Source organism: Promicromonospora soli (genome assembly GCF_014653785.1).
Classification (GTDB): Bacteria; Actinomycetota; Actinomycetes; order Actinomycetales; family Cellulomonadaceae; genus Promicromonospora; species Promicromonospora soli.
Window position 1 is genome coordinate 91,000 of record NZ_BNAS01000005.1, and the last position, 12,948, is coordinate 103,947.

Here is a 12,948-nt window from a genome sequence, read left to right on the forward strand (position 1 = left end):
TGCGTTATCTTACCGAAATATCTTACATATCCTTGTATCCCGCCCTACCGGCCTTTGCCCTTTTTCTTCGCCTTGGGCGCCGGACGGGCACCCTTGCCCCGTTGAACACCCCCACGAGTACCTGCCTTTGTACCGCTGCGACCCCCACCGGAGCGTCCCTTGGCCCCGCCGGGCACGCCCTTTGCCGAGTTCTTCACCCCAGAGTTCGCCCTTTTGTTGTCAGTTCCCCCGTCCGAGGCGCCATCCGGGGTCGGGCGAGAGGACGGGCCGCCCCTGCCACGTGAGCTGTTGACCGTGCGTCCACGAACGATGCCGATCAGTTCCTCGACCAGGTCCGTGGTGCGGTCGATGGGCCAGACCAGACCCACCGGCGCCATCGGCCCGTCCAGGAGCGGACGGTAGGTCACGTCCTTGCGGCGGTGCAGCCGCGCGAGCGACATCGGCAGCACCGCGACCCCCACGTTCGCGGCCACGGTCGCGACGACGTCGGCCGTTGTCGCGAGCGGGTCCAGGGCGTTGCCGTCGGGATCGGCGGGGACGGTCCCGGGGACCGGGTGGGCGGCGAAGAGGACGTCGTCCGCGGGAACCCAGACGGGATCCTCGGCGATATCGGCGCTGGACACGGCCTCGTCCTCAGCGAGGGCGGCGAGCAGGTGGTCTCTCGAGAAGCACACCACCGACGTCTCCTCGTAGAGCGGGATCGCGGAGAACACGTCCTTGTCCACCGGGAGCCGGCCGATCGCGGCGTCGGCCTCGCCGGCCTCCAGCGCCGGGCCGACAGCGGCAGCCTCGAGCTGCACCAGCTCGAGGCGCACGTCGGGCAGCCGCTCGTGCCACACGGTCGCCCACTTCCCGGGCGTGGCGCCGGGCACGTAGGCGAGGCGGAAGCGCGGCAGGTCCGGGTCGACGTCGGCCGGCGCGCCATCCGTGACGGGCGAGGCGTCGTCCACGCCATCGACGTCCGTCGGATCCGCTGCGTCCGCCGCCTCGGCGGTCGGGTCCGCTGCATCGGCGATAGGGAGGTCGGCGAGGTCGGCGCCCGGGGCGGGCGGTCCGACGTCGGGCACGGGCTGGCTCACGCTCCAAGGCTACGGGCCTGGAACCACGACGGTGGCCCGTCCTCGGGCCGCTGTCGGCGCCGCGACGGCCCGAGCGGCGAGGATCACGTCCACCGTGGAGAGCGCGGTGGGCGCACGCCGATACCCTGGGAACATGAGTTCCTCCTTCGCCTCGCAGCGGTTCAAGCCGTCCAACGCCGCCAAGCGACTCGGCGTCTACCTGCCTGCCACACCGCAGGAGTTCCAGGACACCCCGATCACGCGCGCGGAGCTGGAGGAGCTGGAGACGAACCCGCCCGAGTGGCTGGCCGAGCTGCGTCGCAACGGACCGCACCCGCGGCCGGTGGTCGCGGGTCGCCTCGGCATCTCGATCGCCGGGCTGGCCCGCGGCGGTATCACCGAGCCGCTGACCACCGACCAGATCAACGAGCTGCGCGACAACCCGCCGGAGTGGCTGGCCCAGGAGCGCGAGGTCGCCGCACAGGTGCGCGCCGAGGAGGAGCGCATCGAGGAGGCCCGCAAGGCAGCGGAGAAGAAGGCACGCTCCGCGCGGTGAACCCCGAGGCCGACGCCGTCCTCGCGCAGCTGCGCCCCTACCCCGAGGACGGCTCCCGCGCCGACGGCCCCGTCGCCGTCGACGCGACCGACCGGCTCCTCCTCGACGAGGCCGCCGCACTGATCGAGCGGACCCCGGATCAGGTGGTGGTGATCGGCGACCGGTTTGGGGCCCTCACACTGGGCGCCCTCGCGCTCGGCGCCCGCGGTATCCGCGTGCACCAGGACCCGAGCGCGGCCGAGGCGGCGTTGGACGCCAACTCCGCGCGCGTGGCCCAGACGCTGGCCGGGCACCAACGAGCCGCCGCGAACCTACCCGCCTCGCCCGAACCGACCCGACTCGAGTGGACCCGGCACGACGAGCTCGGGCCTGCGCTGCTGGCGGGCGCGCGGCTCGTGCTGCTCCAGCTACCGACGTCGCTGGCGGAGCTGACCGAGATCGCCGAGCACGTGGCCCGGCACGCCGACCCCGCCGTGACACTGCTCGCCGGCGGCCGGGTGAAGCACATGACGCACGGGATGAATGACGTGCTCGGCGCGTCCTTCGCGCACGTCAGCGCGTCGCTCGCCCGGCAGAAGTCGCGGCTGCTGAGTGCACGCGAGCCGCGAGCCGACGTCGGGCCGCTCACCTATCCCGTCACGGCCCACCTCACCGACGGGGAGGTCCTGGATGCGCTCGCCCCGCTACGCGGATCGGCCTCGGGCCTCACCGTCGTCGCGCACGGCGCCGCCTTCGCGGGCGCCACGCTCGACCTCGGCACGCGGTTCCTGCTGGCGCAGGCGGACCGCTGGCCGGACCTGTCAGACCCACAGGTCATCCGGGTGACCGCCAGGTCTGACCCGCAGCACGCGGACGCGGCGCCCAGCACCGACGCGCCCGACGCCGGCGCGCGCCCGGTCGCCGTCGACCTCGGCTGCGGCACCGGAATCCTCGCCACCGTCGTGGCGCTGCGGTTCCCCGGAGCGCAGGTGATCGCGACGGACCAGAGCGCGGCGGCCTGCGCCTCGGCGCGGGCCACGCTCGCCGCCAACAGCGCCGAGGCCACAGTCGTGCGCGACGACGCCGGCGCCTCGCTCCTCGACGACTCGGCCGACCTGGTGCTGCTCAACCCGCCGTTCCACGACCGTGCGGCGCTGAGCACGGACGCTGCGCACCGTATGTTCGCCACGGCGGGCCGCATCCTGCGCGACGGCGGCGAGCTGTGGACCGTCTTCAACACGGGCCTGCACTACCGCCGCGCGCTGGAACGCGCCGTCGGGCCGACGGAGCACGTGGCCCAGAGCCCTAAGTTCACCGTGACCCGGAGCCTGCGGAAAGCCCAGTCGCCGAGGTAGTCATGCAGCGAGGTAGTCACCCACGTGGGTGACTACCTCGCCAGACGACTACCTCGGGGGAACGGTCACTTGACGTCGACGACGTCCACGACGAAAACGAGGGTGTCGCCGCCGCCGATGCCGGCCTGCGGCACGCCGCGCGCGCCGTAGCCGTGCTCCGGCGGGATCGACAGCAGCAGGCGCGAGCCGACGTTCTGGCCCACCATGCCCTTGTCCCAGCCACCGATGACGGCGCCGACGCCGATCGGAAAGTCGATGGTCGTGCCGCGGTCGTACGAGTTGTCGAAGACGTGGCCGCCCCAGGTCTGGCCCAGGTAGTTCACCACGATGGTGCGCCCGGACTCGACGACCGGACCGTTGCCCTCGGCGAGCACCTGCACCTGCAGGCCGGCGGGTGCGCCACCCTCGGGGAAGGTCAGCTCCGGCTTGTCACCGAAGGTGCCGGAGGCGGTAGGAAGCGTGGTCACGAGGATTACCTCTCGCTCGGGGTGACGCCGGATTCCCCCGGCGTCGGTACCTGCCCACCCTAAGCGGCGACCACGGCTGCCCGCGAAGCGACGGCTGCCTGCCGCAGCGCCTCCAGGGCCGCCATCGCGGGCGGCGTGTGCGCGACGGCGTCCTGCAGCACCGCGTAGATCGAGCGCACCGGGGTGGGGCGCACCACGGGCACGGCGACGGTACCGCGCGGGAGCTGGACGGTGCCGAGCTCCGGCAGCACGGTCATGCCGATCCCTGCCTCGACGAACGCGACAGCAGTCGGGTAGTCGTGCGCCTCGACGTGGAACGTCGGGCTGAACCCTGCAGCCGTGCACGCCTCCAGGAGGTTGCGGCGGCACCAGCCGCGCGCGAAGTCGTTGTCGACCCAGGACTCGTCCGCGAGCTCGGCGAGCTCGATCTCTTCGCGGTCGGCCAGCCGGTGGCTCCGCGGGAGGACGACGACGTACGGGTCGTCGAGGAGGTGGTACGCGGTGAAGCCGCTCCCGGGGTCGAACCCGGTCTGCGCCACGACCACCTGCAGGTCGGCCCGGTCCTCGGTCTTGTCCGGGATGAGCTCGGCCAGCTCCAGGTCCAGCCGCACCCCGGGAAACTGCGTGGTGACGGTACGCACGACGTCGGGCAGCCAGGCCGAGCCGACGGACGCGAAATAGGCGACGGAGAGCGAGCCGGTACGGCCGGCGCGCAGGTCGGCGACCATGGACTCGGCCTCGCCGAGCCGTTCGAGCACCCCGTCGGCCTGGGCGGCCAGGGCGCGCCCCGCGGCGGTGGGCCGGATGCCGCGGCCGTGCCGGGCCAGCAGCTTGAGCCCGGTCTCCCGCTGGAGCGCTGAGACGTGCTGACTGACGGCGGAGGGCGTGTAGCCGAGGTTCGCCGCGGCGGCACCGATCGATCCGGAGGCGACGACGGAGCGGAAGACGCGGAGGCGGTGGACGTCAAGCATGAGCCAACTGTACAGCGAGACTGAATCCAGATGTAGAAACAGTCGCTGGTGCTTCACAGTGTCCGGGGCGAGTATCGAAGCATGACCAACGCCACGGCCGATAGCCGCCAGACCTCGCCGTCCGCGCCGGGCAGAGTCCCGGGTATGACCCTGTCCACCGAGGCCGCCGCACCCGCCCCACCCACCTTGAACCGCTTCCTCGTGCCGGCCGCCGCCGCGGTGACGGTCGTGCTCTGGGCGTCGGCGTTCATCGGGATCCGGTCCGCCGGCTTCGACTACTCGCCGGGTCCGCTGGCGCTGGGCCGGATCTTCGTCGGCACCCTGGCGCTCACCGTCATCGCCGGGCTGGCCGGCAAGCTGCGCCTGCCGCGCGGCCGGACCCTGGTGGGCGTCGTCGTCTGGGGCGTGCTCTGGTTCGGGCTGTACAACCTCGCCCTCAACACGGCCGAGCGCACCCTCGACGCCGGCACCGCTTCCCTCCTTGTCGGGCTCGCGCCCATCCTCATCGCGGTGTTCGCCGGGATCTCGCTCGGCGAGGGCTTCCCCGCGCGGCTCCTGCTGGGCATCGGCATCGCGTTCGCCGGCGTCGCCGGCATCGCGCTGGCCACGTCGAACGGGGCCTCGGACGGGATCAGCGTCACCCTGGGCCTGGTCGCCGCCGTGGTCTACGCCGGAAGCACCATCCTGCAGAAGCGCCTGCTGCCGAAGGTCGACTCCCTGACCATGACCTGGCTGGGCTGCCTGGCCGGCACGGTCGCGTGCCTCCCGTTCACACCGGTGCTCCTGGAGGAACTCGCCGCAGCGCCGACGTCGGCCACCCTGAGCGTGGTCTACCTGGGCGTCTTCCCCACCGCCATCGCGTTCGTGACCTGGGGCTTCGCCCTCACCCGGACGACGGCAGGCCGGCTCGGCGCCGCGACCTACGCCGCCGCGCCGCTCGCGGTGCTCATGTCGTGGGCGCTGCTCGGCGAGGTCCCGACGCCGGTCGCCCTGATCGGCGGCACCCTGTGCCTGGCGGGCGTGCTGGTGGCGACCCTGCGGCTGCGCTGACCGACACCGCTCAGGGCTCGACCAGGCGGGCCTTGCGCTCCAGCACCGAGCGCTCGGCGGCGTTGCCGCACAGCTCGGCCGCCCGCAGGTACTCTCCCCGGGCCTCGGCGGTGCGGCCGAGCCGCGCGAGCAGCTCGCCCCGTACGCCGGGCAGCAGGTGCGATCCCGCGAGCACTCCACGGTCGACGAGCCCGTCCACGACGCGCAGGCCGACGTCGGGCCCCTGCGCCATCGCCACCGCGACCGCCCGGTTCAGGTCCACCACGGGGGAGGGCGCGATGCGCCCGAGCGCCTCGTAGAGCACGACTATCCGGTCCCAGTCGGTCTCCGGTACCGAGCGCGCCACCGCGTGACACTCCGCGATCGCGGCCTGCAGCGCGTAGGCGCCCATGCCCGCCGGGCCGCTGGCCCGCCGCAGTGCCGCCCGGCCCCGGATGATCGACGCCCGGTCCCAGCGGCGCCGGTCCTGGTCCTCCAGGAGCACCGGCTCCCCCGACGGCCCCACCCGGGCCGGGAACCGCGCCGCCGTCAGCTCGAGCAGCGCGAGCAGGCCGAACGTCTCCGGCTCGGGCGCGAGCCGGGTCAGTACACGGGTCAGGCGCACCGCCTCGCGGGCGAGATCGTGCCGGATCCAGTCGTCCCCCGACGTCGCCGACGAGCCTGAAGTGAAGATCACGTACAGCACGCCACGCACCGACGAGAGCCGGGCGGCCCGGTCCGCGCCGTCGGGCACCTCGAACGGGACCCGAGCCGCCCCGATCGTCTTCTTCGCGCGCGTGATGCGCGCCTGCACCGTCGCTACCGGCACCAGGAAGGCGCGGGCGATCTCGTCGCTCGTCAGACCACCCACCACGCGGAGCGTCAGCGCGATCTGCGCCTCCCTCGACAGCACGGGATGGCAGGCCACGAACATGAGCGCGAGCACGTCGTCGTCGATCCGGTCGAGATCGAGCATGGCGGGGTCAGAACCCGGGTCACCTGCGAGGATGCCCGTTCCGGACGGCGCAGGCGGACCCGGGGCGCCCGACGTCGCCTCGCCCTCGGCCAGGCCCTGCGCGAGCGCCGCGTACCGCTCGTCGCGCCCGGCCCGACGCCGGTAGGCGTCTATCGCCCGGCGTCGGGCCGTCGCGATGAGCCACGCCGCGGGATCGCGCGGTGTGCCCTCGCGCGGCCAGGAGACGAGCGCCTCGGCGAGCGCCTCCTGGGCCACGTCCTCGGCGAGCTCGAAGTCGCGGGTGTAGCGCGTGAGCGCACCTACGATGCGCGCCGACTCGATCCGCCAGACCGCCTCGACGGCCCGCCGCGCGGCGCCGTGCTCGCTCACCGTCTCCTCCTGCTACGGGCAGCTCAGAGCTGGCCTGTGGACTCGCGCCAGGCGCGTTCCTTCTGGATCCACTCGTTGTCCTGCGGGAACTCGTCGATCTGGGTGACGCGGCGGATCTCCGTCTTGCTACCCGGGCCGGCCATGGGTGCGCGCTTGGCCCACTCGACGGCCTCCTCCTTCGAGCCGACCTCGAGGATCCAGAAGCCGCCGAACAGCTCCTTGGTCTCACCGTACGGACCGTCGGTCACGACGGGCGGCTCGGACGAGTAGTCGACGACGACGGACTCGGCCGGGTCGAGGCCTTCCGCCGCGACCAGCACGCCGGCCTGGATCATCTCGTCGTTGAACTTGCCCATCGTTGTCAACATCTCATCGAAGTCGATGTCCGCCGCGGCGGCCCACGTCTCGTCCGTCGCCCGCATGATCAGCATGTACTTTGCCATGGTCTCTTCTCCTGTGTTTCCCGGCCCCTGCATGGACCTTCTCACTCACAGGTCGAACGGGAAACCGCTCGATCGACACGGCCAGAGCAGAGGGTTTCGCACATCACACGCGTGAACTCGCCAACTGTGATCAAGGTCACAATGACATCGATGTCCACCGTCGGCGGGCCCCGTCTGACATGCACTTGGCCATGGTTCCTTCATCCCAGTGGTTCTTCGGCCCCTGGTGAGAACGCTTCCATGCAAAAGGTGAATGGAAAATCCACCGCATCGACACCCGCCTGAGAAATCCCGTTTTGTGCAGCCGCGCAGGGTTCCGCTCGTCACACCGACGTGGCTTGCCACGCGCGCTGGACGTACGGAAGCCTTGACCCCCATGACGCTCGAACAGACTGAGCCGCTGGGGGCCGATGTTCACGCTCACACGTCCCCGCGGCACCACCAGCCGCCGGAGCCCGCGACCCCGGGTCCGGTGACGGGACACCCGTCGAGCGACATCGCCTCCCCGCGCGTGTGGGACGGGCGCAGCAAGTTCCCGCACATCGGCGAGTACGGGTTCCTGTCGGACTGCGAGACCAACGCGCTGATCGCGCCGTCGGGCAGCGTGGAGTGGATGTGCGTGCCCCGGCCCGACTCGCCGAGCATCTTCGCCAAGATCCTGGACCGGGGAGCCGGCCACTTCCGTGTGGGACCGCACGGCGTGCGCGTGCCCGTGGCACGCCGCTACCTGCCCGGCACCCTCATCCTCGAGACCACCTGGCAGACGTCGACCGGCTGGCTCGTGGTGCGTGACGCAATGCTCATGGGCCCGTGGCACGACGTCGAGGATCGCTCCAGCACCCACCGCCGCACCCCCACCGACGACGACGCCGAGCACGTCCTGATGCGCACCATCAAGTGCGTGTCGGGCACGGTGGACCTCGAGGTCGTGTGCGAGCCGCGCCCGGACTACGCGCGGGACGACGTCGACTGGGAGTACGAGAACAGCGGCTACTCGTCCGTCGTGGCCCACGTCGGCGACTCCAACCCGGACCTGCACCTGCGCTCCAGCCTGCGGTTCGGGCTGGAGGGCGGCAAGCGGGCTACCGCGCGCACCCGGATGACGGAGGGCGCCACGCACTTCGTCGCGATGTCCTGGGGCTCGCAGGACCCGCCGACGAGCTACGCGGACGCGCTCGACGCGATGTGGCGCACGGAGCGGTTCTGGCGCGACTGGATCACGCAGGGCCAGTTCCCCGACCACCCGTGGCGCGACTACCTGCAGCGGTCCGCGCTCACGCTGAAGGGCCTGACCTACTCCCCCACCGGTGCGCTGATCGCCGCCGCGACCACGTCCCTGCCCGAGACCCCTGGCGGGGAACGCAACTGGGACTACCGGTACGCGTGGATCCGCGACTCGACGTTCGCGCTCTGGGGGCTGTACACCCTGGGACTGGACCGGGAGGCCAACGACTTCTTCGCGTTCATCCAGGACGTCTGCCGCGACAACCGGCAGCTCCAGATCATGTACGGGGTGGGTGGCGAGGAGAGGCTCGAGGAGTTCGAGCTGCCGCACCTCTCCGGCTACGAGGGCGCGCAGCCCGTCCGGGTCGGCAACGCCGCCTACGACCAGCGTCAGCACGACGTCTGGGGCGCGGTGCTCGACTCCGTGTGGCTGCACGCCAAGTCGCGCGAGCAGCTGCCCGAGTCGCTGTGGCCGATCCTCAAGCGACAGGTCGAGGAGGCCGCCAAGCACTGGCACGAGCCGGACCGGGGAATCTGGGAGGTGCGCGGCGAGCCGCAGCACTTCACCAGCTCCAAGCTCATGTGCTGGGTGGCGATGGACCGCGGCGCCAAGCTCGCCCGCCTGTACGACGAGCCGGACTACGCCACGGCATGGCAGAAGATCGCCGACGAGATCTCCGACGACATCTGCACCAAGGGCGTCGACGACCGCGGCGTCTTCACGCAGCGCTACGGCGACCCGGCGCTCGACGCGTCGCTGCTGCTCGTGCCGCTGCTGCGGTTCCTGCCGCCGGACGACTATCGGGTCAAGGCGACCGTGCTTGCCATCGCTGACGAGCTCACCGAGGACGGCCTGGTGCTGCGGTACCGCACCGAGGAGACCGACGACGGCCTGCAGGGCGAGGAGGGCACGTTCACCATCTGCTCGTTCTGGCTGGTGTCCGCGCTGGTCGAGATCGGCGAGGTGGAGCGGGCCCGGTCGCTGTGCGAGCGGCTGCTCGGCTACGCGTCGTCCCTCAACCTCTACGCCGAGGAGATCGAGCCGGGCACCGGCAGGCACCTGGGCAACTTCCCGCAGGCGTTCACGCACCTGGCCCTGATCAACGCCGTGATGCACGTCATCAAGGCGGAGTCCGGCGAGGCGGAGAAGGGCTACTTCGGCGCCCCCCGCCCGGTCTGACCCACCACTGCACTGGCTGTGGGCGTGATCGTTGCGCCTATGACGGACGTGTAATCGCAACGATCGCGCCCACAGCCAATCCCCCGGCTGAGTCTCTTGCGCGGGTTGGCTAATGGGAGTAGCTTTTAGGCTATGACAACCAGCCACAGCGTCACCGCCGCCTTCCTGCACCGGCCAGAGGGCAAGATCGCGTACAGCGACACGGGGTCCGGCCCGCTCGTCGTGGCAGTGCCCGGCATGGGAGACCTCCGGTCGACCTACGACGACCTGGCGCCGGCCCTCGTCGACGCCGGCTACCGCGTGGTCGTCGCGGACCTGCGCGGCCACGGGGACTCCGACACCACGTTCCGCGCGCACGGCGACGACGCCACCGGCACGGATCTCCTCGCACTCGTCGAGCACCTCGACGCCGGTCCGGCCGTGCTGCTCGGCAACTCGATGGGCGCGTCCTCCGCCGTCTGGGCCGCTGCCGAACGCCCGGACCTCGTGCGCGGCCTCGTCCTGCTCAGCCCGTTCCTGCGCCAGCCCGGATCCGCGGCCCAGCAGCGGGTCATGCGGGGCGTCTACCGTGTGCTTCTCGCCCGGCCGTGGGGCGCCGCGTTCTGGGCGTCCTACTACTCGTCGATCTCGAAGGGCCGCCGCTCGCCCCGGCACGGCGAGCACGTCGCCGCCGTCCGGCGGAGCCTGCGCGAGCCGGGCCGCCTGCGCTCCTTGCGCGACCTCGCCGTGGCGCTCGACCACTCCGTCGTCGAGGCGCGGCTGTCAGCGGTCGAGGCCCCGGCTCTCGTCGTGGTCGGCGCGCTCGACCCCGACTTCGCCGATGCCGAGGCGGAGCTGGGCTGGATGACCGACACGATCGGCGCACGCGGTGTACTCGTCCCCGAGGTGGGTCACTACCCGCAGCACCAGGCGCCCGACATCGTCGTACCCGCCGTGCTCGAGTTCCTCGCGGGCCTCCCCGGCCTCCCCGACGCGTCCGACGGCCCGGCCGCCCCTGCACAGGACGGCGGCCGGCATGCCTAGGGCCGGCCTGAACCACGCCGTGGTGGTGAACCTGGCCGCCCAGGTCGTCGACGACGGCGGCCCACGCGGGTTCGCCGAGCTCAGCCTGGCGAAGGTCGCCGCCAAGGCCGGTGTAGCGGCCCCCAGCCTCTACAAGCACGTGGGCTCGCTGGCGGACCTGCGCCGCGACGTAGCCCTGATCGCCGTCCGGGAGCTCACGGCCGCCGGGACCTCCGCAACGGTCGGCCGAGCCGGGGCGGACGCTCTCCATTCGCTGGCGACCGCCTGGCGCAGCTACGCCCACGAGCACCCCGGGCGGTACGCGGCGACGCAGATCGGCCCCGACCCGGAGGACCCGGCCGACGCCCGGCTCCGGGAGGCGGCGGCCGAGAGCGTCCAAGTCGTGGGCGCCGTGCTGCACGGATTCGGGCTCCCGGACGACCGCGTGATCGACGCCGTCCGGGCCGTCCGCGCCGGCATCCACGGCTTCGTGACCCTCGAGCTCGGGGGCGGCTTCCGGATGCGGGAGGACGTCGACCAGAGCTTCACCGTCCTGCTGGACATGCTCGTCGCGGGCGTCGCCGCGCTCGCCACCTCCGACACACTGCTCGATCACGACGCCACCGGGAGCCATCGATGACCACCACCGCCCGCTGGACCAGTGCCGCCTTCGTCGCGGCCGGCCTCCTCTTTCTCCTCTTCCCGCTGCTGCGACCTTGGCCCGACGAGTCGGTAGCCACCACCCACCTCGCCACCGCGTTCGCCTCCGACCGCTGGGTCGTGTCGCACCTCTGCGGAATCCTCGGCCTCGGCCTGCTCGCCCCGGCGCTCCTGGGCTTACGCACGGTCCTCGCCGACGCCGCGGGCGTCGGCGTCGGCGCTGCGACCTGGGCACTCATCACTGCGTGGGCCGGTGCAGGGTGCGCTGCGCTCTACTTCGGCGCCGAGATCTTCGGCATCCGCACCATCGCCGAGGCGGCGCTGCGGGAGAACGACCTCGGGCTGCTCGCAGAGGTCGAGGTGCTGCGCATGCAGCCGTGGGCGGTCGCTCTGTTCGGCGTCGGCCTGCTGTTGATCGCAGTGGCCGGCGTGCTCGTCGCGATTGCCTTCTGGCGGTCGGGTGCTGTCCACACGAGGTGGGCCGGTATCCCGCTCGGGATCGGGCTGGTACTGGTGCTTCCCCAGTTCTTCGGCGGGCCGGAGCCGCGGATCGCCCACGGATTCCTCGTGGCGGCGGGGTGCGTGCTGATCGCCACCACTGCTACGCGCGGCTTTGAGCGTGCTCCGTTGGCTGTAGACAGCTAGCCGCACGCAGCGGGCTGTGGATACGACAGAGGCGTGAGCCCCGGACGGGACTCACGCCTCTGTCGTACGGCGAGCCGGAAGAGCTAGTCGCCGCTGAAGAGGCTCTGCAAGATCGTCAGAAGCCGCAGCAGCTCGATGTACAGCCAGACCAGCGTCACCAGCAGGCCGAAGGCCGCCGACCACGCCAGCTTGGCGGGCGCGCCGCCCTCGACACCACGCTTGATCGAGTCGAAGTCCAGGATCAGCATCATGGCTGCCAGGCCGACGGCCACGATACCCACGATGACGCCGAGCCAGCCGGACCGCATGCCCCAGCCGTCCAGCACGTTGAACATCACAAGGAAGAAGTTGACCAGCGAGAACACCGCATAGCCCGTGACCGCGATCAGGAGCCAGCGCGTGAACTTGGGCGTGACGCGCACCCTGCCGCTCCTGAACAGGAACAGCGCGGCAGCGAACGTGGCGATGGTTCCGAGCACTGCCTGCACCACGACGCCGGGCGCCATGGTCTCCATGACCTTGGAGATGCCGCCCACAAAGGCACCCTCGAACACCGTGTAGGCAACGATCAGTGCCGGGCTCGGGTTCCTCTTGAAGCTGTTCACGAGGCCGAGGACGAGGCCGCCGATCGCGCCGACGATCATCACCATGAACAGCATCGCCGGCGGCACCAGCGTCCACGTCGCAGCGGCCACCACGACCAGGAGGGCAAGCAGCCCACCGGTCTTGATGATCACGTCGTCGTAGGTCAGTCGCTTGGTGTCCGCCGTGGTGGCAGACGGCGACGAGTACATCGCGTCGAGATCCGACGCGTCCATCGGCGGCTGACCTGCGCCGTACTGACCGTACTGGCCAGGCTGCGGCGGGGTGCCGTATGCGGGAGTCTGGTTGGGGTAGGTGGCGGTGCCGCCGCGGCGTGCGTCGGCGCTTCCACCGGCGCGACGGGGTTCACCGAAGACGTCGCTTCTCGAAAAGACGGGGTTGCTCATCTGCTCCTCCTGGTCTGTCTGACCATCCTAGGTAACGCTGGGACC

At 71.5% G+C, this 12,948-nt stretch carries 14 protein-coding genes; 7 read left to right on the plus strand and 7 right to left on the minus strand.

Features of this window, described 5'->3' with window-relative positions; all coding sequences use genetic code 11:
• Positions 1-44: 44 nt before the first annotated feature.
• Entirely contained in the window at positions 45-1,079 is a 1,035-nt protein-coding gene (locus IE250_RS16525) for a LysR family substrate-binding domain-containing protein (protein ID WP_189670402.1), read from the minus strand.
• A 9-nt stretch (positions 1,080-1,088) separates the two neighbouring features.
• Positions 1,089-1,214 carry a hypothetical protein gene (locus IE250_RS24885; RefSeq protein ID WP_268247837.1) on the minus strand — a complete coding sequence of 42 codons (126 nt, stop codon included), beginning with the start codon at positions 1,212-1,214 and terminating at the stop codon, positions 1,089-1,091.
• Between IE250_RS24885 and IE250_RS16530 the strand changes: the two genes are divergently transcribed.
• Together IE250_RS16530 and IE250_RS16535 are read left to right on the plus strand one after the other, a co-directional pair.
• Positions 1,213-1,614 carry a DUF5997 family protein gene (locus IE250_RS16530; protein ID WP_189670403.1) on the plus strand — a complete coding sequence of 134 codons (402 nt, stop codon included), beginning with the start codon at positions 1,213-1,215 and terminating at the stop codon, positions 1,612-1,614. The two genes, IE250_RS24885 and IE250_RS16530, sit on opposite strands and share 2 nt — an antisense overlap.
• Complete coding sequence (locus IE250_RS16535; protein ID WP_189670404.1) at positions 1,611-2,948, plus strand: class I SAM-dependent methyltransferase; 1,338 nt, start codon at positions 1,611-1,613, stop codon at positions 2,946-2,948. Before IE250_RS16530 ends, IE250_RS16535 begins: the two co-directional genes overlap by 4 nt.
• Positions 2,949-3,013: 65 nt before the next feature.
• On the opposite strand, the gene IE250_RS16540 is transcribed toward IE250_RS16535, so the two are convergent.
• Both IE250_RS16540 and IE250_RS16545 read right to left on the minus strand, forming a co-directional pair.
• On the minus strand, positions 3,014-3,415 hold the full coding sequence (locus tag IE250_RS16540) for an FKBP-type peptidyl-prolyl cis-trans isomerase (RefSeq protein ID WP_229872527.1): 402 nt from the start codon (positions 3,413-3,415) through the stop codon (positions 3,014-3,016).
• Positions 3,416-3,474: 59 nt separating this feature from the next.
• Complete coding sequence (locus tag IE250_RS16545; protein WP_189670405.1) at positions 3,475-4,386, minus strand: LysR family transcriptional regulator; 912 nt, start codon at positions 4,384-4,386, stop codon at positions 3,475-3,477.
• A 144-nt stretch (positions 4,387-4,530) separates the two neighbouring features.
• On the opposite strand from IE250_RS16545, the gene IE250_RS16550 reads away from it, so the two are divergent.
• The gene (locus IE250_RS16550; protein WP_229872528.1) at positions 4,531-5,436 is read left to right on the plus strand and encodes a DMT family transporter; all 906 of its coding nucleotides are present in this window, start codon (positions 4,531-4,533) and stop codon (positions 5,434-5,436) included.
• Between the two features lie 10 nt (positions 5,437-5,446).
• Here IE250_RS16550 and IE250_RS16555 read toward each other — a convergent pair whose 3' ends face one another.
• Together IE250_RS16555 and IE250_RS16560 are read right to left on the minus strand one after the other, a co-directional pair.
• Positions 5,447-6,760 carry an RNA polymerase sigma factor gene (locus IE250_RS16555; protein ID WP_189670406.1) on the minus strand — a complete coding sequence of 438 codons (1,314 nt, stop codon included), beginning with the start codon at positions 6,758-6,760 and terminating at the stop codon, positions 5,447-5,449.
• Between the two features lie 23 nt (positions 6,761-6,783).
• Entirely contained in the window at positions 6,784-7,203 is a 420-nt protein-coding gene (locus IE250_RS16560) for a YciI family protein (RefSeq protein ID WP_189670407.1), read from the minus strand.
• A 376-nt stretch (positions 7,204-7,579) separates the two neighbouring features.
• Between IE250_RS16560 and IE250_RS16565 the strand changes: the two genes are divergently transcribed.
• From IE250_RS16565 to IE250_RS16580, 4 genes are all read left to right on the plus strand, one after another.
• Positions 7,580-9,607 carry a glycoside hydrolase family 15 protein gene (locus IE250_RS16565; protein WP_189670408.1) on the plus strand — a complete coding sequence of 676 codons (2,028 nt, stop codon included), beginning with the start codon at positions 7,580-7,582 and terminating at the stop codon, positions 9,605-9,607.
• Positions 9,608-9,739: 132 nt separating this feature from the next.
• Positions 9,740-10,630, plus strand: a complete 891-nt coding sequence (locus IE250_RS16570; RefSeq protein ID WP_189670409.1) for an alpha/beta fold hydrolase — start codon at positions 9,740-9,742, stop codon at positions 10,628-10,630.
• Positions 10,623-11,249 carry a TetR-like C-terminal domain-containing protein gene (locus IE250_RS16575; RefSeq protein ID WP_189670410.1) on the plus strand — a complete coding sequence of 209 codons (627 nt, stop codon included), beginning with the start codon at positions 10,623-10,625 and terminating at the stop codon, positions 11,247-11,249. The genes IE250_RS16570 and IE250_RS16575 overlap by 8 nt, the downstream gene beginning before the upstream one ends.
• Positions 11,246-11,914 carry a hypothetical protein gene (locus IE250_RS16580; protein ID WP_189670411.1) on the plus strand — a complete coding sequence of 223 codons (669 nt, stop codon included), beginning with the start codon at positions 11,246-11,248 and terminating at the stop codon, positions 11,912-11,914. The genes IE250_RS16575 and IE250_RS16580 overlap by 4 nt, the downstream gene beginning before the upstream one ends.
• An 83-nt stretch (positions 11,915-11,997) precedes the next feature.
• On the opposite strand, the gene IE250_RS16585 is transcribed toward IE250_RS16580, so the two are convergent.
• Positions 11,998-12,903: a Bax inhibitor-1/YccA family protein gene (locus tag IE250_RS16585; RefSeq protein WP_189670412.1), complete on the minus strand. Its 906-nt coding sequence runs from the start codon at positions 12,901-12,903 to the stop codon at positions 11,998-12,000.
• Positions 12,904-12,948: the final 45 nt, after the last annotated feature.